General features: G+C 43.1%; 15 protein-coding genes, 6 pseudogenes and 2 riboswitches. Of the genes and pseudogenes, 8 read left to right on the top strand and 13 right to left on the bottom strand.

Features of this window, described 5'->3' with window-relative positions:
- The first annotated feature begins 95 nt into the window (after positions 1–95).
- Positions 96–1,243, top strand: a pseudogene (locus ACYF68_RS00595) (pyridoxal-phosphate-dependent aminotransferase family protein).
- Positions 1,230–2,820 (top strand): annotated as a pseudogene (gene serA / locus ACYF68_RS00600) (phosphoglycerate dehydrogenase). Before ACYF68_RS00595 ends, serA begins: the two co-directional pseudogenes overlap by 14 nt.
- An 18-nt stretch (positions 2,821–2,838) precedes the next feature.
- Here the strand turns inward: serA and ACYF68_RS00605 are convergent.
- Entirely contained in the window at positions 2,839–3,954 is a 1,116-nt protein-coding gene (locus tag ACYF68_RS00605) for an HAD family hydrolase (RefSeq protein WP_461045042.1), read from the bottom strand.
- Between the two features lie 369 nt (positions 3,955–4,323).
- Between ACYF68_RS00605 and ACYF68_RS00610 the strand changes: the two are divergent.
- Positions 4,324–5,990 (top strand): annotated as a pseudogene (locus ACYF68_RS00610) (Na/Pi cotransporter family protein).
- A 40-nt stretch (positions 5,991–6,030) separates the two neighbouring features.
- On the opposite strand, the gene ACYF68_RS00615 reads toward ACYF68_RS00610, so the two are convergent.
- The 3 genes from ACYF68_RS00615 to ACYF68_RS00625 form a co-directional block, all read right to left on the bottom strand.
- Complete coding sequence (locus ACYF68_RS00615) at positions 6,031–7,215, bottom strand: NAD(P)/FAD-dependent oxidoreductase (RefSeq protein ID WP_461045043.1); 1,185 nt, start codon at positions 7,213–7,215, stop codon at positions 6,031–6,033.
- Positions 7,216–7,447: 232 nt separating this feature from the next.
- Complete coding sequence (gene glnA, locus ACYF68_RS00620) at positions 7,448–8,782, bottom strand: type I glutamate--ammonia ligase (RefSeq protein ID WP_461045044.1); 1,335 nt, start codon at positions 8,780–8,782, stop codon at positions 7,448–7,450.
- A gap of 220 nt (positions 8,783–9,002) precedes the next feature.
- Positions 9,003–10,343: a sodium-dependent transporter gene (locus tag ACYF68_RS00625; protein ID WP_461045045.1), complete on the bottom strand. Its 1,341-nt coding sequence runs from the start codon at positions 10,341–10,343 to the stop codon at positions 9,003–9,005.
- 522 nt (positions 10,344–10,865) lie between these two features.
- Between ACYF68_RS00625 and fdhD the strand changes: the two genes are divergently transcribed.
- Positions 10,866–11,660, top strand: coding sequence for a formate dehydrogenase accessory sulfurtransferase FdhD (gene fdhD, locus ACYF68_RS00630; RefSeq protein WP_461045046.1), 795 nt, complete (start codon positions 10,866–10,868; stop codon positions 11,658–11,660).
- A gap of 14 nt (positions 11,661–11,674) precedes the next feature.
- On the opposite strand, the gene ACYF68_RS00635 is transcribed toward fdhD, so the two are convergent.
- The 3 genes from ACYF68_RS00635 to ACYF68_RS00645 all read right to left on the bottom strand — a co-directional run bounded on the left by ACYF68_RS00635 (position 11,675) and on the right by ACYF68_RS00645 (position 13,341).
- Entirely contained in the window at positions 11,675–12,457 is a 783-nt protein-coding gene (locus ACYF68_RS00635) for an N-acetylglucosaminidase (RefSeq protein ID WP_461045047.1), read from the bottom strand.
- A gap of 50 nt (positions 12,458–12,507) precedes the next feature.
- Complete coding sequence (locus ACYF68_RS00640) at positions 12,508–13,041, bottom strand: NADPH-dependent FMN reductase (protein ID WP_461045048.1); 534 nt, start codon at positions 13,039–13,041, stop codon at positions 12,508–12,510.
- Positions 13,042–13,158: 117 nt separating this feature from the next.
- Entirely contained in the window at positions 13,159–13,341 is a 183-nt protein-coding gene (locus ACYF68_RS00645; RefSeq protein WP_461045049.1) for a hypothetical protein, read from the bottom strand.
- A gap of 281 nt (positions 13,342–13,622) precedes the next feature.
- Here ACYF68_RS00645 and ACYF68_RS00650 point away from each other — a divergent pair.
- Positions 13,623–14,980, top strand: a pseudogene (locus tag ACYF68_RS00650) (aldehyde dehydrogenase).
- A gap of 60 nt (positions 14,981–15,040) precedes the next feature.
- Here the strand turns inward: ACYF68_RS00650 and ACYF68_RS00655 are convergent.
- Positions 15,041–16,411, bottom strand: a complete 1,371-nt coding sequence (locus ACYF68_RS00655) for an MATE family efflux transporter (RefSeq protein ID WP_461045050.1) — start codon at positions 16,409–16,411, stop codon at positions 15,041–15,043.
- A 57-nt stretch (positions 16,412–16,468) separates the two neighbouring features.
- Positions 16,469–17,781: pseudogene (locus ACYF68_RS00660) on the bottom strand (Na+/H+ antiporter family protein).
- A 188-nt stretch (positions 17,782–17,969) separates the two neighbouring features.
- On the opposite strand from ACYF68_RS00660, the gene ACYF68_RS00665 reads away from it, so the two are divergent.
- Positions 17,970–18,320, top strand: a complete 351-nt coding sequence (locus tag ACYF68_RS00665; RefSeq protein WP_461045052.1) for a general stress protein — start codon at positions 17,970–17,972, stop codon at positions 18,318–18,320.
- Positions 18,321–18,401: 81 nt separating this feature from the next.
- Here ACYF68_RS00665 and ACYF68_RS00670 read toward each other — a convergent pair whose 3' ends face one another.
- The 3 genes and pseudogenes from ACYF68_RS00670 to ACYF68_RS00680 form a co-directional block, all read right to left on the bottom strand.
- The gene (locus ACYF68_RS00670) at positions 18,402–18,716 is read right to left on the bottom strand and encodes a DMT family transporter (protein ID WP_461047425.1); all 315 of its coding nucleotides are present in this window, start codon (positions 18,714–18,716) and stop codon (positions 18,402–18,404) included.
- A gap of 6 nt (positions 18,717–18,722) precedes the next feature.
- A pseudogene (locus ACYF68_RS00675) lies at positions 18,723–19,051 on the bottom strand (DMT family transporter); the annotation flags it as partial.
- A gap of 46 nt (positions 19,052–19,097) precedes the next feature.
- Positions 19,098–19,192: riboswitch (guanidine-I (ykkC/yxkD leader) on the bottom strand.
- A gap of 92 nt (positions 19,193–19,284) precedes the next feature.
- The gene (locus ACYF68_RS00680; RefSeq protein WP_461045054.1) at positions 19,285–20,031 is read right to left on the bottom strand and encodes an alpha/beta hydrolase; all 747 of its coding nucleotides are present in this window, start codon (positions 20,029–20,031) and stop codon (positions 19,285–19,287) included.
- 128 nt (positions 20,032–20,159) lie between these two features.
- Positions 20,160–20,255, top strand: a riboswitch (SAM riboswitch).
- Between the two features lie 69 nt (positions 20,256–20,324).
- Between ACYF68_RS00680 and ACYF68_RS00685 the strand changes: the two genes are divergently transcribed.
- Positions 20,325–21,602, top strand: coding sequence for an O-acetylhomoserine aminocarboxypropyltransferase/cysteine synthase family protein (locus tag ACYF68_RS00685; protein ID WP_461045056.1), 1,278 nt, complete (start codon positions 20,325–20,327; stop codon positions 21,600–21,602).
- Positions 21,603–22,520, top strand: a complete 918-nt coding sequence (locus tag ACYF68_RS00690) for a homoserine O-succinyltransferase (RefSeq protein ID WP_461045058.1) — start codon at positions 21,603–21,605, stop codon at positions 22,518–22,520.
- A 57-nt stretch (positions 22,521–22,577) separates the two neighbouring features.
- Here ACYF68_RS00690 and ACYF68_RS00695 read toward each other — a convergent pair whose 3' ends face one another.
- A complete protein-coding gene (locus tag ACYF68_RS00695) occupies positions 22,578–22,871 on the bottom strand; it encodes a chorismate mutase (protein ID WP_461045059.1) in 294 nt (97 codons plus the stop codon).
- Positions 22,872–22,883: the final 12 nt, after the last annotated feature.

Here is a 22,883-nt window from a genome sequence, read left to right on the forward strand (position 1 = left end):
AGGCATTTGAAATAACGAATATCTTCATAGTTTATGTAATATACTGAAAAATTTGATACTATAGATTCACTATATGCCATGGAGGCTGATAATACATGGAACCAAAACTGCTTCTCACACCTGGACCTACACCTATTCCACCTGAAGTGTCACAAGCCATGTCACAAGGGATGATCGGACATCGCTCTTCGGATTTTACAGAGCTTATGAAACATGTACAATCCAATATTGGAGAAGTCTTCGGTTCCAAATATCCAGTCGCAGTGCTTACCTCCAGCGGAACCAGCGCACTTGAGACTGCCATGATCAACCTTGTCGGAAAAGATGAGTCGATCATTATTATAGCCAGCGGTGCATTCGGTGATCGCTTTAAAAGTATCGCAAAAGCCCACCCATTCCACGTATATATATATGAAGTGCCTTGGGGGAGGGTGTCAACGTTCAAGATTTTGAAGCTTTCCTAAACAGTAAGTCTGATATCAAAGCCGTCTTCAGCCAGGCATGTGAAACTTCGACTGCAGTTCTGCATCCAGTCAAGGAAATTGGCAGGGCAGTTAAAAATTATGATTCCTCCACTCTCTTTATAGTGGATGGCGTGAGCGCTGTAGGTGGCACTCCTTTCAATCTCGAGGCGCAATCAATAGACTGCCTAGTGACCGGCAGTCAGAAAGCTTTGATGCTTCCGCCGGGCATCGCCTTTGTCACCATGAATGAAGCAGCGAGGGTACGGGCGTCACAAAACAGACTGCCGAGATTTTATCTGGATATCAACCAATATTTCTCTGCCTTGGAAAAGCACTCCACCCCCTTCACGCCGGCTGTATCTCTTATACAGGGGCTGGATAAGGTACTGTCCATCTATAAAGAAGAAGGCATCGATAAGATCTTCGACCGTCATATGAAAATGAAGAACATGATTCGCGCCGGACTCACAGCCCTTGACCTCGAACTTCTGGTCGAAGAAGCATATGCCTCTCCAACTGTTACAGCATTTAAAGGAGAAGAAGCAGAATTATCCCATATAAAGGACACCCTTCAAAAGGAGTATGGCATCACTATAGCTGGTGGCCAGAAGCAATTAAAAGGGAAAATCCTTAGGATCGGCCATATGGGTTATATGTTCCCTAAAGATATGCTCACCGTCCTTGCAGCCCTTGAATCCATATTGACCCGATACCGCAATAAGAACTACTACGGCACAGCATTGACTGCCGCACAGGAGGCCTACCATGAATCAATTTAAAGTGCTTGTACTAGACCCGGTAAATGAAGAAGGTATAAAAGAGCTCGTCGATCATCCCAACTATGAAGTCGATATCCATATTGGTCTTGCTGAAGAAGAAATTTTGAATATCGTACATGATTACCAAGCCCTGATCGTCCGTAGCCAGACGCAGATTACTGAAACAATCATTCAATATGCACGCAACCTGAAGGTGATTGCCCGTGCCGGGGCTGGCGTTGATAACATTGATGTCGACGCCGCCACAAAATATGGGGTCATCGTCATCAACGCCCCTGATGGCAATACAATATCCGCGACAGAGCACACAATGGCCATGATGCTCGCGTTGACACGCCAGATTCCAGCTGCACACAAAGCGCTTTCTGAAGGCAAGTGGGACCGTAAGAAGTACAAGGGTACAGAGATGTACGGAAAAGTGCTTGGAATAATCGGCGTAGGCAAAATTGGCTTTGGCGTCGCTAAAAGGGCGCAGAGCTTTGGTATGCGGGTCATTGCATTCGACCCTTACCTTTCTGATGAGAAAGCACAAGAAGCAGAGATAGAAAAAATGGAAGTTGAAGAAATTGCTTCAAACGCCGATTTTTTGACTGTACATACTCCTCTTACTCCTCAAACAACAGGTATAGTCGGAGAATCCTTTTTTGCCCGTGCAAAACCCGGGCTTAAAATCGTAAATGTCGCGCGTGGAGGCATCATCGATGAAACTGCATTGCTGAGTGCCTTGGACGAAGGTAAAATCGAAGGCGCAGCCCTCGATGTCTTCGCGGAGGAACCCCCTCTAATAAAAAGCTACTTGGACATCCACGCATCATAGTCACCCCACATTTGGGTGCTTCGACTGTAGAAGCCCAGGAAAAAGTCGCAACAAGCGTTTCCCGGGAAATAATTGATATTTTGGAGAACAATACAGTTATCCATGCCGTGAACGCACCGAGAATGGGAGACACCATCAATGATGAGCTTAAACCTTACATCAATATTGCCACCCATATGGGCGGTGTTGCCATTCAACTGATGAACCGCCCTCCATCAGAAGTGAAGCTGAAGTACCATGGGGAATTGGCTTTGGACGATACCAGCCTCTTGACGCGCTCATTTGTCGCGAACATGTTAAAACCCCATTTGGGGAGACCGTCAACATCATCAATGCACTCTACCTCCTTCAAGAGCAAGACGTCACCTACAAGGTCGAGAAGAGGGGCAAGGCACATGGATACAGTAATTACCTTGAAGTAGAACTCCTTAATGGAGAAGAGTCGCTCACCCTTGGGGCCAGCGTACTCAACGGTTATGGTGAGCGCATCGTCAAAATAAACGATTTCCAAGTCGATATAAAACCCACTAATCATCTCCTATTCATAAACCATCTGGACCGTCCGGGGATCATCGGTGAAATGGGAATCACTTTAGGCAGATACAACGTGAATATCGCCTCAATGCAACTTGGCCGGACTGATGCCGGAGGGTCTGCACTCCTCTCCCTCTCACTTGACCAGAGTGTCAATCAAGAGGCTATGGATGAACTCGGGCAGATCAAAGGGTTCCATAACCTGAAGCAAGTGGATTTGTCATAGCAAGAGAAAAGCCATCACTTAAGCGTGATGGCTTTTTAAAATGATTTCTTCAACGTCAAGCACTGTCCCGGCCATTTGGGACTCATCTACCCCAAGGGCCTTAAAAGTGGGAATCACTTCACGTCCCGTCAGACCTGTTAAAGTCGCAACGAATCCGGCGCCAATCGCTTCGGCACAATAATAATCCGCAACAGAATCTCCCACAATAATCACAGTATCATCGACATTATTCTTCTTGTTTACCGCATCGAAAAAATGATTTTCATCATGGCCATAAAGTGTCCATAAGTAACTGTATGGATGCGGTTTTGCCAGAGATATCCCTACACCTTCGACTGCCTCTGCAGCCAACACTTCAGATGCTGTAGAAATTTTGTTGCTTCTGAAAATATCCATCAAACGCTCCTGATTGAAAGGGATCAACGTCTCCTGACGTGGCCTTCCTGTAGCCACTCCAATCTCAACACCTGCGTCTAGAAGTCTGTTCAGCATGCCCCGGATCTCTTCCGGCGGTACAATCCATTCTTCATCATGAATGAATCCGGTTTTATCCATTTCCTCTGCTTCAATTCCAGTTGAAGTTTTGACGTCCCTGCTCCCCAAATACCACTCTTGGTATTTATATTGGCCTGTCCTCCAAATAGACCCGGACATACCGAATGCTGATACGTCTTCAACACCTAGATGTTCTTTTGCATATTCCTGCAAAACATCAAAGATAGTATCTTTTTTGAACCCTTCTTTTTGTAGGAAGGCCAGTACTCTGGAATAATCAGGACGCTCGGACCCTAGCATCTCACCCATGCCTTGGAGGTCTGAAAGGTCTATGTTTGATAGATTGATGCCGGCTTTTTCAATCAGATCTATATATACAATAGAGAAAGTGATGAACAGCATATCCCAGTTGGAATTCAATCCCATCTGTTTAAAGCGGCTCAAAACTGCATCGTCTATGAATATTTCATTACGTATCTGTTTAATCTGATGATCATCATGATCCGTTCTGAATTCTTGTTGGTCAAGGTTGAGGTACCTTGGGCTATAAAGCATTTCATGTACCGCAAGTGCTGATACATCAAAGCACCTTTCCTCACTTAAAAACACCCCGTCTACATCAAACAATACAACAGTCACAATTTATCCTCCCCGTCTCTATTCAGATGATATAAGATTAAGTTTCTCATATCATCAAGTAGTTGTCGACGATACTTCAGATGATCTGAATAGTCTCCATCATTATAGCTTTACCTTTAGTAAAAGTATAATTTAAGATACCATATACACGTGAGTATTTTTTCTAGTTTGAATATTGGCTATATTGTCTTTTAATAGGATGAATTCGCGCTTCCCTTCAAATGTAAGATTTTAACTCAGGTTAATTTTTTTATCCTAATGCATTTTAATATCTTTCATTTTATAATGTAAGGCATAACCACAAATGGGTCAGCACTCTTAAAAGAAAAAACTTTGTAAGGTACTATGTACCTGGTTGGAGGAATAATTATGGAACTCAGTCCGATGGAAGTCATCTTCCTATTCGCAGGCGGACTTGGTATTTTTCTTTACGGCATCAAACAGATGGGTGACGGCTTACAAGCTTCAGCCGGAGACAGACTGCGGGAGATACTCAACCGCATGACTTCAAATCCTATAAAAGGTATCCTCGCTGGTATAATAGTTACAATCTTGATTCAAACCAGTACAGGGACCACAGTTTTGACCATCGGCCTGGTATCAGCAGGTTTCATGACATTGCGTCAATCCATCGGTGTCATAATGGGAGCTAACATAGGGACGACAGTTACAGCATTTATCATCGGGTTGAAGATCGGTGATTACGCCTTGCCTATTCTTGCAGTGGGCGCTTTCCTTATCTTCTTCCTGAAAAACAACCCTAAAGCACATAATATCGGACGGATACTTTTCGGATTTGGTGCTTTATTCTATGGGCTTGACCTGATGGGACAGGGAATGAAACCATTGGCGGAATACCCATGGTTTACAAACCTCATGATCGACATGTCATCCAATTCGCTCCTCGGTATAACAGTAGGAACAGTATTGACGGTCATCGTACAGAGTTCGAGTGCCACTATCGGTATTTTACAAAGTTTATTCAGCAATGATCTGATTGATTTAAGTGCAGCATTGCCGGTACTGCTCGGGGATAACTTAGGGACAACTATTACAGCCGTACTTGCCGCACTCGTCGGTTCTATTGCAGCAAAAAGAGCTGCAGCTGTGCATGTTATATTCAACTTGATTGGGGCAGCAATATTTCTGATCATCATGCCGCTCTTCATCGGTTTGATATCTTACTTGCAGTCATTGCTCCAACTGAATCCGGAAATGACGATTGCATTTGCCCACGGCTTCTTCAACGTCTCCAACACGCTTATCCAGCTGCCATTCATTGCCGTCCTTGCCTGGATTGTAACCCGCATCGTACCGGGCTGGGACTTTTCCGAGGATTACAAACCGAACCATCTTGACCCACTATTGTTGAAGCGGTCTCCAGGTCTCGCTTTGCAAGGTGCCCAAAAGGAAGTTCAAAACCTTGGAAACCTCACGATAAGCATACTGGATGACGCGAAAAAATTCAGTGAAAATAATGATCCAAAGATGTATAAGCAGATTAAAGAAAAAGTAAACGTAGTTGATACACTTCAAGATGCACTCAGAAAATATCTGATAGATGCATCCAAGTACGACATTTCCCTGAAGATGCAGAGAGGCAATCAACACTGCTCGAAGTAACCCGCATCTTCTACAAGGCGACAGATCAGATCAATGACTATACAGACCTTTACAACAAAAAGTTCCGTGAAAAGATCGTTCTGACCGAGCCGGCACAAGAGGGCTTGGAAGATCTATTCAAACATGTCTATAAATCTTACAGCAAGGCAGTCCAATCGCTCGATATTTACAGCCCACAAGATCTGGAGGAAGTCATCAGACTCAGCCAGAAATCCTATAAGATTGAGAACAAACTTAGAAAGCAGCACGTCAAGCGCCTGAACAAAGGGCTATGTTCAACTGATGGCGGTCTATTATATGTAGACTTGATCAGTACTTTAGAACGTATAGGGTATAATGCACGCAATATTTCTGAAACAAACCTCAATGATGACGTCGAAGATTTGGCGGAAGATTTTACAATCTTTGAATAGAATAAACGCACACCAGCAAGAGCCGGTGTGCGTTTTTATTTTATATTCTCCCTTTTAACAGCGCATGCCAATACATGAATGGCAGCATATCCTTTTTGAATTTATAGAAAACCCTTTTATTATCAGACTGGTCTAAAAATGTTGTTTCTTTCGGGAGGAGATCATAACCGAATTCTGCCATAATAAGCTCTCCGTATCCTGTTGCGATTGGGCATGCTGTCTTACCATCATAATAATGCGACGGAGCTTCATCCTGCATCCTTTCGAGCAGATTATCCACGAGTATCGGCACTTGTTCTTTGACGGCAGCCCCCATTTTGACCGTCGGGAGGCTGGAAGCATCTCCCAAAGAGAATACTGTTGTATATTTATTATGCATTAAAGTGTAGGGGTCAACATCGACCCATCCTTCCGGGTTCAACAGTTCTGTATCTTGAAGGATTGAAGGTCCGTGCATGGGCGGGGTGATGATCAGCATTTCAAATGGCACTTCATGATGCTCTCCGGTCAATCGATCTCTGAAAATTGCCTGTTTCCCTTCCCCATCCACTGAAATGAGTTCACTATTCAACTTATAATCTATATTTTTTTCATTGAATTTATCAATCAGATTATCATTATATTTAGCTACAGGAAACAGTTCCTTTCTCCCGCTACGAAATACCAGTCCGACATTTCGATTACGCCGTCGGATATAGTCATTCATTGTAAATAATGAATTTTCCGCAGATACCCCTCCCTTTATTTCAGAAACTGGTTTTGAAATGACGATGTTCCCTTCTTCGACTTTCTGAAGGCATTCGAAAGTATATTCTACGTGGTTATATAGATAGTTGGTGCACACCCCATTTTTTCCAAGCGACTCAGGTGCGCCTTTGATGGCGTTATAATCCAATTCCAGGCCCAAGGCGATTATCAGGAAATCATATTGAACCGTCCTTTCATCTGTCCCCACCTCGCGCTTGATCGGGTCTACTTCCTCTACACTCTCCTGAATCCAGTCGATGCCTTTTGGAATGACATCCTCCGTTGCTTTCCACGTTTCTTTAAGTTTCATTTCCCCGCTTCCTACAAGTGGCCATCCAGGTTGAAAATAATGATGGGATTCCCGTTCTATGATAAGAATATCATTCTTCAAACTTTTATCTTTTTTTAGAAGCCGGTTAGCTGAGGCTATGCCGCCTGTACCGCCTCCCAAAATCACCACCTTGTATTGACGCTTCATATAAATCCCCCTTTTTCTTAACCATTCCCTGTCAGAACATATTCAAGCACTTTTCTCCCATGAATTTGTCTATAACGATATAATATTATAAATGCCCTATATCGCATCACGTTACCGTGTAAACCCCCATATCACCAGGGAAACCAATAAATATTTATGTCTGTTATTATGCCTATCATTATAACGGATAGCGTTATTAAATAAAAAAATACGGGGCAGGAGCCCCGTATTTCTAGTATTGGTTTAAATAATGCTTCAATTCCCATGATGTTACTTGTGAACGGTACATTTCCCATTCCAAACTTTTATTTTTATCAAAATGCTTATGAATATGGTTTCCAAGTGCCTCTTTCATGATCTCGTCTTCATTCAATGCCTTCAAAGCTGTATAAAGGGTGGAAGGCAAGTCTTCAACTCCTACAGCTTCCCGCTCAGCACGCGACATCTCATAAAGGTTTAAATTGACCGGCTCGGGAAGTTCCACTTTGTTTTTGATTCCTTCCAACCCAGCTTTTAGGATGACCGCCAATGCCAAATATGGATTGGCTGCGGGATCTACAGATCTGATTTCTGCACGTGTTGAAAGCCCGCGGGAAGACGGGATCCTCAATAATGGCGATCTGTTTTTACCGCTCCAAGCTACGTAGCTTGGTGCTTCATAGCCTGGCACCAATCTTTTATAGGAGTTTACGATGGGATTGCAGATGGCTGTGAATCCGCGTGCATGCTCTAAAATCCCTGCCATGAAGTAGGACATATCCTGACTAAGGCCTGAAGCCTCGCTCTCATCATAGAAAGCATTCTCCTTGCCTTTAAAGAGCGATACATTGAAATGCATCCCATTACCATTTACGCCAAATATCGGTTTCGGCATAAACGTTGCATGAAGGTTATGCTTCCTCGCAACAGTTTTGACTATGAGCTTGAAAGTCTGTATGTTGTCGCATGCAGTAATGGCATCTGCATACTTAAAGTCGATTTCATGTTGTCCTGGAGCACCCTCGTGGTGTGAAGCTTCTATTTCAAAGCCCATGTCTTCCAATTCAAGCACGATATCCCTTCTGCAATTCTCTCCCAAGTCCGTCGGCGCCAAGTCAAAATAGCCTCCTTGGTCATTCAGTTCAGTAGTCGGTTGACCCTTATCATCTAGTTTGAACAAGAAGAATTCAGGCTCCGGTCCCAAGTTGAACGCACTATAGCCCATCTCTTCCATTTCTTTCAACACACGTTTTAAATTAGATCTCGGGTCTCCTTCAAAGGGTTTGCCTTCTATCGTATAAATATCACAAATGAGTCTTGCGACCTTACCTTTTCCAGCCGTCCATGGGAAAACACTCCAAGTATTCAAATCTGGAACAAGGTACATGTCAGACTCTTCAATTCGAACGAAGCCTTCTATTGAAGAGCCATCAAACATCATCTCCCCATCGAGCGCTTTACCCAGTTGGCTTGTCGGCACTTCAACGTTCTTGACGGTTCCGAGAATATCTGTAAACTGTAGACGGATATACCTGACGTTTTCTTTTTGCGCCATGTCGATGATGTCCTGCTTTTTTCTTTGACTCATTATTCACTCTCCCATAAATTATAAGACTTTATCTGCATTGAAATTTGAGCATATACGTCATTGCAGCAGTTGATGTTCCGCCAAAAATGTCCGCTTCCCAAATCATATTAATATACTAGCACATGATTTTTCAGAAATCTAACATAAATTTAATTTAAAACTGATGTCATTAAAAGATAAAGACCATTGATTGTTCTCCAATCAACGGTCTTTAGATTATTTACCCTACTATGCTGACTACAAAGACTATCAATATTATGACAGGCAGTACAAATCTGAGCATAACCATCCACAATTTGTAGAAACCATACATGCCACTAGTTTCATCAACATTGAGCTGGTGCATGGTGACACGGCGGTCAATTACAAAACCGACGAACAGAGTGGAGACAAGCGCTCCGATCGGCAGCATGATGTTTGAAACCAGGAAATCCACGCTGTCGAATATCGACTTGCCGAATATCAATACATCACTCAAAACTCCGTAGGAGAGGGCAGAAGGTATACCGGCTAGAAATACAAAGAAACCGAATATATAAGCCATACTGCGGCGCTTCCTCTCGTTGCCCTTTATCGCATTTGCCACATTTATCTCAATCATGGAAATTGAAGAAGTCAAAGTCGCAAACAAGAATGCCCCAAGGAACAGGATATAGAATAGAAATCCAAGAGGAATCTCGCCAAATACTTGAGGCAGCACTATAAATACAAGCCCTGGCCCTTCTGCTGCTTCCATGCCAAGGGATGCAATGGCTGGAAATATTGCCAGTCCCGCCATTATTGAAATTGTGATATTCATAAGGACAATGGAAAGCGCAGACTTGGTCAAGTTATGTTCTTCCCCTAGGTAGGAGGAATAGGTAATCATAGTCGTTGCACCTATACTCAAAGCGAAGAATGATTGCCCCAATGCATATAATATTGCGGTCGAATCAATTCCACCCAAATCTGGCGTCAGGAAAAATGATATTCCTTCCATAGCTCCCGGTAACGTTACAGAACGGATGATTACAATCAAAAACAGAATGAACAATAAGGGCATCATCACTTTAGATGCGCGCTCGAGACCTTCTTGTACACCCTTTGCTACTATAAAGGCTGTCAGGAAGATAAAAACACCTTGCCCGATTACAGCATAGAGCGGGTTGGATATTATGCCTTCGAAAGCTGCTCCATAATTGTCAATCTGAATCAAATTGGTGCTCTCTCCGAGTGCTATGACCAGATATATCAGAATCCAACCTCCGATGACACTATAGAAAGATAAAAGCAGGAAGACACCAATATTACCAAGCCAACCGAATATACGGTAATATTTTTTGCCTCCGAGGTATTCGAATCCTTCAATGGGATTACGTTGACTGGCTCTGCCTATGACGAATTCTGATAGGAGAAGCGGCATGCCGATAAAAAGTGTCATTAGAAGAAAGACAAGAAGGAAAGCGCCGCCCCCATGCTCAGCTGTCATGTATGGAAAACGCCAAAGCGCGCCCAAGCCAATTGCTGAACCTGCTGCAGCAAGCACAAAGCCTAATTTGGATCCCCATCTGGAACTATTCATACACTAACCTCACTTTATAGGTATATTCAATATGATTTTACACATACAGTTCCTAATATATTAGCACATATTCCAGATGTTTGAATACTCTGCATCATAAATTGACTGTTATAATCCAATGAATATTCTATTGCCCGCATCTTTTTTGATCACCATATTGAACATTATCCACCTATTCCCTAGAATATGGTGTATAAATTTACCAGGTGTAGGGTACTCTCTCCACTAGCAAATGATTTTATGTATGCGTATGATTGAATTTCATTTATGATGATAATAGGTTATGACTATTCTAAAAGAAGTGAAGCAGTGGTGACAGATCGATAATATTTGCATGGAGATAAAAGCGCAGTTCCGTTACTAATAAATCCATTTGTGCTTTAAACTAGTTATAGGTATACTAGCTTTCACACCAAAAAAGCAGTATTCGATAACAGGTAATAACGTGGAAAATATGAAATGGCAAAGTTGTTGATGCAGCAATGATTTCTTTTTTAACATGAAGATGAGGAGGGTGCTGCCTTGAAAATTACGGCCAGGCGAGCCATTACCCGCTATGACAGTGCAGGGATGACAAGCATCGAGGATACACTCGTTGAAGAATTCCCTCTTACAATATATATAAATGACGTTGAATTTGCCACATTGGTGTGCTCTCCCGAGTACCTCGAGGAACTGGTGGTTGGATTTCTTGCCTCTGAAGGTGTCATTCGGCATTTCAATGAAATTGAATCAATCAACCTGGATGACAGAGGCGGCTTCTGTCATATTCGCCTATTTCATGAAGTTATGACCGATCACTTCACATATTCAAAGAGAGTGCTCGGCTCATGCTGCGGTAAAAGCCGGCAATTCTATTTCCAGAATGATGCGGAAACGACTAAAATCTCAATGTCTCAGACCACCCTCACCCCTTCTGCCTGCATCAGTTTAATGCAAGAGATGCAGTCTAGCAGCATGGTCTTCAAGAAAACCGGTGGCATCCATAATGCGAGCCTCGCCACCAAAGATGACGCCTTTGTTCATCGGGGGGACATTGGTAGGCATAACGCACTGGATAAACTATACGGTCATTGCCTCAAGAACCGCATTTCCGTAAAAGATAAAGTACTCATATTCAGCGGGCGCATCTCATCGGAAGTGTTGACAAAAGCTGCTAAAATCGGTGTGGGCATCGTTTTAAGCAAGTCCGCTCCTACGAATCTAGCCATAAAAATGGCTGAAGACCTGAATATTACTGCGGTTGGATTTATCAGAGGAGATTCTTTCAATATTTACAGCCATCCTTGGCGTATAAGAAAAGAGTCCAGCTACTAGGCTGGACTCTTTTCCTATTCAGCATAATAATCTTGGATGAAGTTGTGTCCTTCCAAGCCCAATCGTCTATAATGCCCCTTCATGATATTCCCAATTTTACTCGCCCACTCGATGTCGGAAGCATAGAGATGATTACCTGGGGATTCAGGGTTCCACCGCATTGCATAGAGGGTCTTTTGACCCTTATCCAAGTAGTTGTTTTTGATGAATTGAGCACCGCCTAAAATCGCTTTTTCCGGTTCATTCCATCTTGCGCGTACTGCATAGCTCGTTCCTGCTTCTACAGCTTCAAAATCAAATGCTCCAATACCGAAGAAATTATAATAGCGCGTCCCTTCCAGTTCCTGGCCTTGAGCAAGCTGTGAACGTCCATTTCCTGTCTCCAATTGTGCATGGCTGATGAGATATAATGCGTTCACTCCGTACTTGGACTGGGCTTCCATGAAAGCTCCGCCTTGGCCTTCCAATATCCCTTTGCCTTCTAAAATCCCATCCAGTTCCTCTGCTGATGTCTCCACAGGCTCCGTCAGCGCCAAAAATTGGTAATGACGGTCTTCTTCAGGCAATTCCATCGCCACTTCGATTTCTTCCGGTGTTGCTTTTCGAGTGGTTCCTTCCTGTAATTTTAAATGTAGCGCATCGCTTGAAAGTTGTTTATCCAACGCGTCCTCGAATGAATTTGAATCTTTATTTTTTTTGATAAGGGTCGTCTCCGAATCTACAAAAGACAAGAAAAATATCGCTATGATACCCATCAGTATCAAAATAGGTATATTTTCTCTTTGTTTTTTGTTCATTTATTTTTCTCCATACATCCAGTTTATCCATCTAAAAAAGCATCTGAAAATCAGATGCTCACTCTCTCTGAATTAGATTGTTTGATCAATCCATCAACCATCACGCTCAAACGTTCTCTGAGTGCTTCATTCTTAAGTGTATACCCTGTTTCAGTCTTTTCAAAATCTTCGTTGCATGTACAAACTTGAGTCGGAATCACCATCGCATGGACCCCTCTCATGACCATTCTGAGTTGTGTAAGAGGATCGGAATTGCGCATGCCACCGCTGTTGCAATATAGTGCCACGAATTTCATCTCGAACTCATCAATCGATAAATGGTCCAATGCATTCTTCAATATTCCTGAAAATGAAGTGTGGTAGTTTGGCGTACCAATAATGACCGCATCCGCATCTTCTACAAGCCGCTTCAAATACTCTATATCATCCGTCTTGCCCTGCCCGAAGATCGGGATGTTTAACTCCCGCAAATCTATATGCGTCACTTCATGTTCTGGTTGTCCTACGAGACTTTCAATAGTTTCTGCAACTGAACGTGTATGAGAACCAGGAAAAGCACTCCCTGAAAGAATCAATAAATTCATCTCGAAAGACTCCTTTGCCCATTATTTTGCATTTATACATCATGATAGCATCATAGGCAGTTAAATTATACCCGTCGAAGGTTGTATTAAATAAACTGAGATTGGCAGCGGCCGACCTCAGTTCATCAATTTATCGTTTAAATTTTTTAGTTTTGCTACCGTTTCTTCATCCAATTCATCAATTTTTACATCGCCGTCTATTATTGATTGAGCCTGATCAACAGAAATGTCGACCGCCCTACCTATTTGATAAGCCGTCAATTTTTCGGTCATCAGGTCGAAGTTTAAACCAATATCCATATATTCACCTTCCTCAATCAATTTCGTATGATTAAAATTAATTATACCACAAGTCCATCTATATAGGGTAATTTAAAGGGGAGACATCTATTAGGAATCCGTAAGATAAGGTTACATGCGTCCATATGGCGTACATCTTGCCGGAATACAGTACTTTAATATAATAAAACACATAAATGCAGTGGAGTTCGGATTAGATAGACGTAGTCCATGCCTTAATGGAATATGACTGACTGAAGGTCCAAACGGGTAGGGTTTAAATATAAAGAAGGAGTGATTGAATGATTGAATCATTGTTCGCAAGACAAAGACAATTTTTTCAAAGCGGAAAAACGCTTCCTATACCATTCAGAATAGAAGCGCTCAAGCAATTGAAACGCAGCATCAAATACCATGAGGAAATGCTCCTTGAAGCTATGAAAGCTGATTTCAACAAGGGCGAATCTGAAGCATATCTGACTGAAATCGGCTATGTCTACAACGATATCAACTTCACCATTAAAAATCTTAAAGAATGGGCAGAAACGGAGAAAGTTAAGACGCCCCCGACTCATATCGGCTCAACCTCCAGAATCCACAAAGAGCCTTTCGGAGTAACGCTGATTATTGCACCTTGGAATTATCCATTCAACCTCACCGTATCACCACTTATTGGCGCTCTTGGAGCCGGTAATACAGCAATTCTGAAACCGTCAGAACATACACCTCATGTCAGCCGGGTCATCAGTCATATAATGGCATTGGCTTTTCCAGAAAAGCACGTTGCTTCAGTCGAAGGCGGAGTGGAGACCAATCAGGAACTCCTTGATCTTCCTTTCAATTATATCTTCTATACCGGTAGCTCACATGTCGGAAAAATTGTAATGGAGAAAGCGTCGCAGCATTTGACGCCGGTCACTTTAGAATTGGGAGGGAAATCTCCTGCTATAGTAACTCGGCATGCAGACATCAAACTAGCCGCTAAGCGAATTGTCTGGGCAAATTCCTAAATGCTGGCCAAACTTGTGTGGCGCCAGATTTTGTCTATGTCGATTCAAAAGTAAAAGAGCGACTAGTCACCCACATGAAGTATTACACAAGGAAGTTCTATGAAAAGGACTTCAATGAAGGGCGTTACATGAGCATTGTAAACAGAAATCATTTCGATAGGATAAAAGAGCTTATGCAAGGTGATATCGCATACGGCGGACGCTCCTTAAGCAACACCCTTGCCATCGAGCCTACCATCATAGATAATGCCGATTTTGATCACCCGGCGATGCAGGAGGAGATATTCGGCCCAATACTCCCCGTCCTTGAATTCAACTCCTTGGATAAAGCGTTATTGGATGTAAGGGATCTTCCTGATCCATTGGCATTCTATATATTCACTGATAAAAAATCTGAAGCCAAGCGTGTAGTACGTGCTGTTCCTTTCGGCGGCGGTGCAATAAACGATACCGTCTTCCATCTGGCTAATCCACACCTCCCGTTTGGAGGACGCGGTAATAGCGGTATGGGAAATTATCATGGCAAATACTCATTCGACACCTTTACACATAAAAAGAGTGTGCTTGATCAGACTACCTGTTTCGATTTTCCATTCAGGTATCCAAGTTCAAAATTGTTCTCAAAAATCATTAAGTATATATGGAAATAAATAAAGGAGGATGCCTAGGCATCCTCCTTTATTTTCTTATCCTCTATTTCAATTGAATACCTATAATCCCTCTTGTAGATGTTCTTGTAATTTCTTCTTCTCAATAAGCCTGAGACGTATATAAAATCCAATAGCTGCACAAGTCAACCCTGCTATGATTCCAATCCAGAGCCCATAGAACTCAAACGCTGAATATGCGGCAAGAACATATCCTGTAGTCATTCCTATAAACCAATAGGATACGATTGCAATGATCGAGGGCCATACTACTTCTTTATAACCCCTCAATATACCTTGGAAAGCTGCCTGCAGAGCATCAGAGAATTGGTAGACGATGGCAAAGAGGAATAACGGCATCGTTATCATAACCACATCCGGATCTCTGGTGTACAGGTATGAAATGGGCTCCCTGAACAAGTACAGTATGATGGAAGCCACACCTACCAGCCCAAGACTCGAAGCAACCCCCATCGTCCTATAAAGCTTTGCTTCTTCAAACCGTCCTCCACCTGCACTGAAACCAACAACAATAGTCATGCTCATCGAGATGCTGAGGGGCAACATGAAGAGCATCGTTGTAAAATTCAAGACAATCTGGTTCGCAGCAATGATTTCCGTCGTGAACATGATGCCAATCAGTAGCGTCATCATTGAAAAAATGCTCGTTTCTACAAATATGAGTATGCCAATCGGTATGCCGACTGCAAGATGATGACCTATAACGCTAAAGTCAGGCAGAGTGAACCGCTTTAATACTTGAAAATCCTTCAGCTTCTCGACTTTCAAGACCATGCCGGCTGCTATGAATAGTATCAACCAATAAGTAATCGCTGTGGCAACACCTGCCCCTACACCACCAAGTGCCGGTAGTCCAAATTTACCGAATATGAATGCATAGTTGAAGAATACGTTTAACGGCAATGATGTCGCTATAACATATAGCGATATGCGGGTCAGACCTTGTGCATCAATGAAATTGCGCAGTACACTGAATAGAAATAACGGCAGTATACCAGTAGAAAGGGCCGCAAGGTATTTGTACGCAATATCATGGACTGAAGCATCCAATGACATCAGCACCAACAAGTCATCCAGGAAAAAGAAACCTAATACAGCCACGGAAACAGTCAAAGCACCGGCTATATACATCGCTTGGTTCACTGTGTGATTCACTTCATCTTTCAAACCAGCACCTAACAGTTGTGCAACAATTGCTGTAACGGCTAAAAGAACGCCATTGATCCCGGTGGAAACAGGGGCCCAGAAGCTGGAACCAATTGCCACCCCTGCCAAGTCAGCCACTCCTGCCCTTCCCGACATCATCGTGTCGACCAAGTTCATGGAATATAGTAGCACCTGCGTCATCAGTATCGGCCATAATATCGTGATGAATTGCCGCCACATCTCTCTTTTAGATTCTGTATGATACATAATGTCACTCCTCAACTCTCCATTAATCCACTATTAGAAAAGCAGATGCTCTCCAACCTATAGCACCATTCCTGCAACAAATCCGGCAATGAGGACTGGGATATTAAGGAAAACGAAGGTGGGTACACAAGTATCCCATATATGATTGTGCTGGCCGTCTGCACTTAACCCTGCGGTCGGACCAAGTGTCGAATCGGAAGCAGGTGAGCCTGCATCTCCGAGAGCACCAGCCGTGCCAATGATTGCAATAATGGCAGTGATCGATAGTCCAAGTTCCAACCCCATCGGAATAAAAATGCTTGAGATGATCGGTATTGTAGCAAATGACGATCCTATCCCCATAGTGACGACCAGTCCAACGAGAAGCATTGAAATGACTATCAGAACCTTTTGGTCTTCCAGTGCACCTGCGATGCCATCAACCAACGAATTGACATGTCCGGTTTCTGATATGACAGACGCAAATCCGTTTGCTGCAAGCATTACAATGCCGATATACGCCATCATTTTAATGCCGGCTACCAATTCATCATCAAGCTGTTGCCATTTGAACTGGAAAGATAAGAAGAAGACCATTATTCCAGCCAAAGCCCCAAATATCATGGAATCGGTCATTATTTGAACGCTGAACGTTATAATGATTGCGATTATCGCAATGGTTATGGTCTTGCCGTTGATTTGTTTAGGCGTGTCGTCACCAATTTCAATCGTTTTATAATAACGGCGTTTCCTATAGAAGAACAGTGCAACAGCCAGTCCTGCTACGAAGCCAGCCGCGGGTATGATAAGCGCAGGAGCGACTTCGCTAAAAGCAATTTCCACCCCTGCTGATTGGAACCCGGTCACGATGGTATTTTGGAATATCTGTCCAAATCCGATAGGCAGCACAACATAGGGGAAGGTCAATCCGAAAGTCAAAACGACTGCGATGAGACGACGGTCAAATCCAAGTTCATTCATCAGACTCAGCAAAGGCGGGATTAATATGGGGATAAAGGCAATATGTACCGGAATCAAGTTTGGCTCATTATGGAGATTGCCAATAAGGCAAAAACAATCGACACTTTGGCGACAATCCGTGCTTTTTTGGATTGTTCTTTTTTCAGGGTTCTGATGATGAAACCCACCAGCACTTCCGTGATGCCGCTATAGGCGATTAAAGCTGCAAATCCGCCAAGCAATGCATAGCTCAACGCTATCTCTGCACCACCAACGATTCCTTCCGTAAAGATGCTGATAACCTCTCCATACCCCATGCCGGCCACAAGACCACCAGCAAGTGCGCCTATGAAAAGGGCCAATACCACATTCAATCTAAATAGGCTCAATAATATCATTACCAGTACTGCAATCAGAACTGCGTTCACAATCAGACACCTTCCGTTCTTTGGGAATTATAATATTGTAATACTAAAGAGTGAGCAAAGTTTTGTCAATGCTTGTATATAGCCACACTTTTGCAAATGTAGCTTAAAATTATGGTAGGAGTCCTTATGTTTAGTTGAATTATCTACCGGGAATTCAATAGGGATTATGTAGATGGATTGGGGGAAATTTCATGAAACCATTCATTAGACTCTATAAAGATCAGGATGTCTTCCAAAAAGCCGTAGACACGCTTATCACTAACAATGTAAATCGCAGTGATATCTATATCCTTTCATATGATTATGATTACACCAAGGAAATTGTCAGCAAAATGGGTATCAACACAGCCGGGGTCATTGAAATGGGAGTCAAAGAAAGTATAAATGCTGCTTTAGAAGAAAGGGATACAACCATGAGAAAACAATTCCAGGATTTCGGTTTCAGCGAAGATGAGGCCGAGCGTTATGCAACTAGTTCCAATGAAGGAGAGACAGTTTTAATCGTGACAAATAACACCAATCTGGAAAAATACCTGGACTGATGTGTAGAAGCCGCTTCTATTGAAAGCGGCCTCTTTCTCTAACAATCTGCCACAATAGTTCCCTTTAATCTTAGATTGCTCCTAGGAAATGAGTTTCAATCCTACAACAGCAGAAATAATCAATAGTATGAAAAAGATGCGTCGCCAATCTCTGGACTCCCCGAAGAAGAACATCCCAAGAAGTGCGCCTCCGGAGGCCCCTATTCCCGTCCACACAGCATACGTCACACCCATCGGCAATGTTTCCAATGCGACTGCCAGGAAGAAGAAGGATAAGCCAAAGCATAGGAGTAGGAGGAATAGGGCAGGGAGCGATTTGTCGTTATGCAATTTATTGATGGAAAGCACACCGCATACTTCAAACATTCCAGCTACTATAAGTGATATCCACGCCATACTAACCCCCTGCCTTTCCTTGCCATCTGTAACTATCTTCAACCCTATTACCCCAATCAATATCAATGAAATCAAAGTGATCTTCAATGGTAGAAAGGGTGCCCGAACAAGATGATTTCAGAGAGCACAGTCCCGAATGCACCCAGTCCTACAAAAACTGCATAGACTGTACCTACTGGAAGATATTCTCCTGCATTAATCATCAAGTAGAAGCTGACAAAAATCGCAATGCCTGTAAACAGCCAATGATACCATGAAGTTGAGTGGGTCAAACCAATCACCCACCCTACTTCAAAAACACTTGCAATAAATACTTTTATCCATTGTATATTCATCATTTTCCTCCTAATCCGTAAAAAAAGCCCGGGAGAAAATAGATTTCTCTCCCAGGCTTTTATCCCTCCGTGTCATGATCCGCTCATGCGCCATCTCTCGGACCAGTCCCATTAGATGGCGGAACCCTAGACGGCTTCATATGAATTTATTGTAAAGTTTAACTGTTTTCCTAGGGAATTTCAAGCGCACGAGCTTTGGAGTCATTCACTCTGTAGCTACATCCTATATATCTTTAGCGCTTCCACGATAGGCCGTCCATAAATCTGATAATGTCTTCAAAAAGTATTTCCTGTTCCCGGCTACGAGTCATGAGATGGCTTGTATCTGAATATCCTTTGACATGTTTTTCTTCGATCTGCAATTCATCATAAATCTGCAGCGCACTATCCCTATACGACTCAGCATCTCTCTCACCGTATTTTACCGCTACAGGCACATCGATTGCCGATAAACGCCCATGTACTTCATCAATCATTGTTTTGAAATCTTTTAGGCCCTCCATAGGCGCTTCTTCGATTTCCTTAACCTTTTCTTCTATCTCTTCATTCGAATGCCCAACGAACTTCATGAAATTGCGTGTGTAATCTATCATTCTTCTGTTGATGCCATCACTATCCTTATCCATAGGTACCGACATCGCCACTATTCCTTTTATACCTTCAAGCTCTTCGCCCGCTTTCAAGGAAAGGAGCCCTCCAAGAGAGACTCCAGCAACCGCAATTTCATCGTGTCCATCTTTCTTGAGGCTTTCGTAAGCTTCTTCTACATCTTGCCACCAATCTTGAGGGCCCACCCTTGCCATTGCATCAGGCCCCGTACCATGTCCTGCCAGGCTGGGTGCCGATACCGTGTAGCCTTCATCCTTCAAATGTTCTGCCAAGTTCTTCACATCCCTTACTGTACCCGTAAAAGAATGCAATAGGATGATTGCCCTATAACCACCTTCATGATATATAGGAGCAGGTTTGACAATCTTCATGCTCATTCCCCTTTTCATTGTTTCATTTCATTTTCCTTATTAGATACTTTACCAAACATCCTTAAAGTTTTTTAAAATGTTTGACAATTAAACATTCCCTATAGTATTATAGCTCTTAATTCAATATTCACTTATCAAGAGCGGTGGAGGGATTGGCCCTATGAAGCCCGGCAACCTTTTAGGTAAGGTGCTAAATCCAACAGGCATGTCCTGAAAGATGAGCGACTCAAGAGTCTCCCTTTATCTTTGGGCAGACTCTTTTTAATTTTAATATATTATCTGGAGGTATGGAAATGTCGAAACACTATCGATTTGAAACAAAACAGTTGCATGCAGGCCAGGAAGTAGATACAGACACCAAATCACGCGCGCTCCCAATCTATCAGACCACTTCTTATGTATTCGATGATACTAAGCACGCGGCTGAACTATTCGGTCTGCAGGATGCCGGCAACATATATACGCGCATCATGAACCCTACGACTGCAGCACTTGAAACACGGGTCTCCGATCTTGAAGGCGGGGTTGCAGGCCTGGCTGTCGCGTCAGGCATGGCTGCCATTACCTATGCCATCCAAGGTGTTGCAGGTAACGGTGATCATATCATCTCAACGACCAGCCTATATGGAGGCACATACACTCTATTCAGCCATACCTTCAAGAAGTTCGGCATCGAGACAAGTTTTGTTGACACAAAGGATCTTGATAACGTTTCACGTGAAATTAAACATAATACAAAAGCGATATTCATTGAAACAATCGGCAATCCTGAAGGCAATATAGAGGATATTGAAGCATTGGCTGAGATTGCTTCAACTCATGGCATCCCTCTCATTGTCGATAACACATTTGCCACACCTTACCTTTGCCGTCCACTTGAGTACGGAGCTAATGTTGTTGTCCATTCTGCAACTAAGTTCCTTGGTGGACACGGTACTTCTATAGGTGGTGTGATTGTGGACGGTGGGAATTTCAATTGGAACAACGGCAAGTTCCCAGGTCTTACTGAACCCGACGACTCATACCACGGGCTTGTTTTTACCGAGGCATTCGGCCCGGCCGCTTACGTCTTCAAACTTCGAACTACATTATTACGTGATACAGGCGCTGCGATATCCCCCTTCAATGCATTCCTACTGGTACAGGGCATCGAAACATTATCTTTAAGGATGGAAAGACATGTTGAAAATGCAAAAGCCGTAGCAGAATATCTCGAAGATCACGAAAAAGTACAATGGGTGGATTATGCGGGCCTTAAGTCCAGTAAATATAATGCTCTTCAGAAAAAATATCTTCCGAAAGGCGCCTCCGCCATATTTACTTTCGGGGTGGTAGGCGGATATGAAGCCGGAAAACGTTTCATTGAATCTTTGGAGCTCTTTTCCTTGCTCGCTAATGTCGGTGATGCAAAGTCCCTGGTGATCCATCCCGCCTCTACGACACACTCACAGCTCGACGAATCTGAACAGTTGAAAGGCGGAGTGAGACCTGAAGCCATCCGCGTATCTATAGGCTTGGAACACATCGATGATATCATTGGTGACCTTGAAAAAGCTTTGGGTGCGATTTAAATGCCGATAAAAATAATTGAAGGTCTGCCTGTCAAGGAACACCTGCACAATGAAAATGTCTATACGATAGAAGAGCATCGTGCATATACTCAAGATATTCGTCCGCTACGCATTCTTATTCTGAATCTGATGCCTAAAAAAGAAGAGACGGAGTTACAGCTTCTCCGTCTCCTGGGTAATACACCGCTGCAGGTCGATGTGGATTTCATGCATATGAACAGCCATATTAGCAAGAACACACCCACCAGCCACCTTCAGAAGTATTACCACACGTTCAGGGAAATAACTGACAGACGGTATGACGGCATGATTGTAACCGGTGCGCCAGTCGAAAAACTGGATTTTCACGAAGTGGATTATATAGACGAATTGCGCAATATAATGAAGTGGTCCGAAACTCATGTATTCTCAAGATTCTTCATCTGTTGGGGAGCCCAATTCGCATTGAACCATTATTTTGGCATCCGTAAGTTTTTGCTTTCAGACAAACTATTCGGCGTATTCGACTATGATAACATCAAACCGTACCACCCCTTATTGAGAGGGTTCGATGATGTCTACCGGGTCCCCCAATCCAGGCATGCCCAAATAGATTGTAGGGCGGTCCAGCATACAGAGGGACTTGAGGTATTGACTAGGCATGATCGCTTCGGTCCGGACATAATGTGTACTGATGATCAGCGTGATCTCTTCGTCCTCGGTCATCTGGAATATGGCCGCACCACTTTAGAAAAGGAATATGAAAGAGATTTGCGCACGGGCGGAAAAATTCTGCCACCCTCCAATTATTTCATCGAGGACGACTCTGATTCCAGACCTGTGTTCTCCTGGAAGAGCCATGCCCATCTCCTTTTCAATAATTGGATCAATGAAACATACCAAAATACCTATTACGACCTCACACAACTTGAGGAATAATAACGGAAAAGCCTCTGAAACTAGATCCAATTTCAGAGGCTTTCTACGTAATGTGTTTTATATTTCATGGGAGATTTTACTTGTTTCAAAATTTTCCTGTTGTTTTTTTCTGGAGAGCGCCATGAGATGTTTGAAAAATGAGTCGGCGTATTCTTTCAAGGCATCATTCTGAAGTTTATTTACATTCCTGCATATCACTTCTTCTTCACGTGTGCCATCAAACACTGGTATGCCTTGTGCGATTTTATATTCTGCTATTTCCTCTGCAACTTCCATACGTGCTTCAAACAGAGCGATCATCTCTGTATCTATCTCATCAATTTTCCCTCTCAACTTTCCATGAGTGTTCATGGCGTTCCCCTC

This window comes from Salinicoccus sp. CNSTN-B1 (assembly GCF_054792835.1).

Excerpts from the sequence above, each read along its gene's own strand:
- glnA (WP_461045044.1), bottom strand. The coding sequence starts at position 8,782 with ATGAGTCAAAGAAAAAAGCAGGACATCATCGACATGGCGCAAAAAGAA.
- ACYF68_RS00695 (WP_461045059.1), bottom strand. The coding sequence starts at position 22,871 with ATGAACACTCATGGAAAGTTGAGAGGGAAAATTGATGAGATAGATACA.
- ACYF68_RS00625 (WP_461045045.1), bottom strand. The coding sequence starts at position 10,343 with ATGAATAGTTCCAGATGGGGATCCAAATTAGGCTTTGTGCTTGCTGCA.
- ACYF68_RS00685 (WP_461045056.1), top strand. The coding sequence starts at position 20,325 with ATGTCGAAACACTATCGATTTGAAACAAAACAGTTGCATGCAGGCCAG.
- ACYF68_RS00635 (WP_461045047.1), bottom strand. The coding sequence starts at position 12,457 with ATGAACAAAAAACAAAGAGAAAATATACCTATTTTGATACTGATGGGT.
- ACYF68_RS00645 (WP_461045049.1), bottom strand. The coding sequence starts at position 13,341 with ATGGATATTGGTTTAAACTTCGACCTGATGACCGAAAAATTGACGGCT.
- ACYF68_RS00665 (WP_461045052.1), top strand. The coding sequence starts at position 17,970 with ATGAAACCATTCATTAGACTCTATAAAGATCAGGATGTCTTCCAAAAA.
- ACYF68_RS00640 (WP_461045048.1), bottom strand. The coding sequence starts at position 13,041 with ATGAATTTATTGATTCTTTCAGGGAGTGCTTTTCCTGGTTCTCATACA.
- ACYF68_RS00655 (WP_461045050.1), bottom strand. The coding sequence starts at position 16,411 with ATGTATCATACAGAATCTAAAAGAGAGATGTGGCGGCAATTCATCACG.
- ACYF68_RS00670 (WP_461047425.1), bottom strand. The coding sequence starts at position 18,716 with ATGGCGTGGATATCACTTATAGTAGCTGGAATGTTTGAAGTATGCGGT.
- ACYF68_RS00690 (WP_461045058.1), top strand. The coding sequence starts at position 21,603 with ATGCCGATAAAAATAATTGAAGGTCTGCCTGTCAAGGAACACCTGCAC.
- ACYF68_RS00680 (WP_461045054.1), bottom strand. The coding sequence starts at position 20,031 with ATGAAGATTGTCAAACCTGCTCCTATATATCATGAAGGTGGTTATAGG.
- ACYF68_RS00615 (WP_461045043.1), bottom strand. The coding sequence starts at position 7,215 with ATGAAGCGTCAATACAAGGTGGTGATTTTGGGAGGCGGTACAGGCGGC.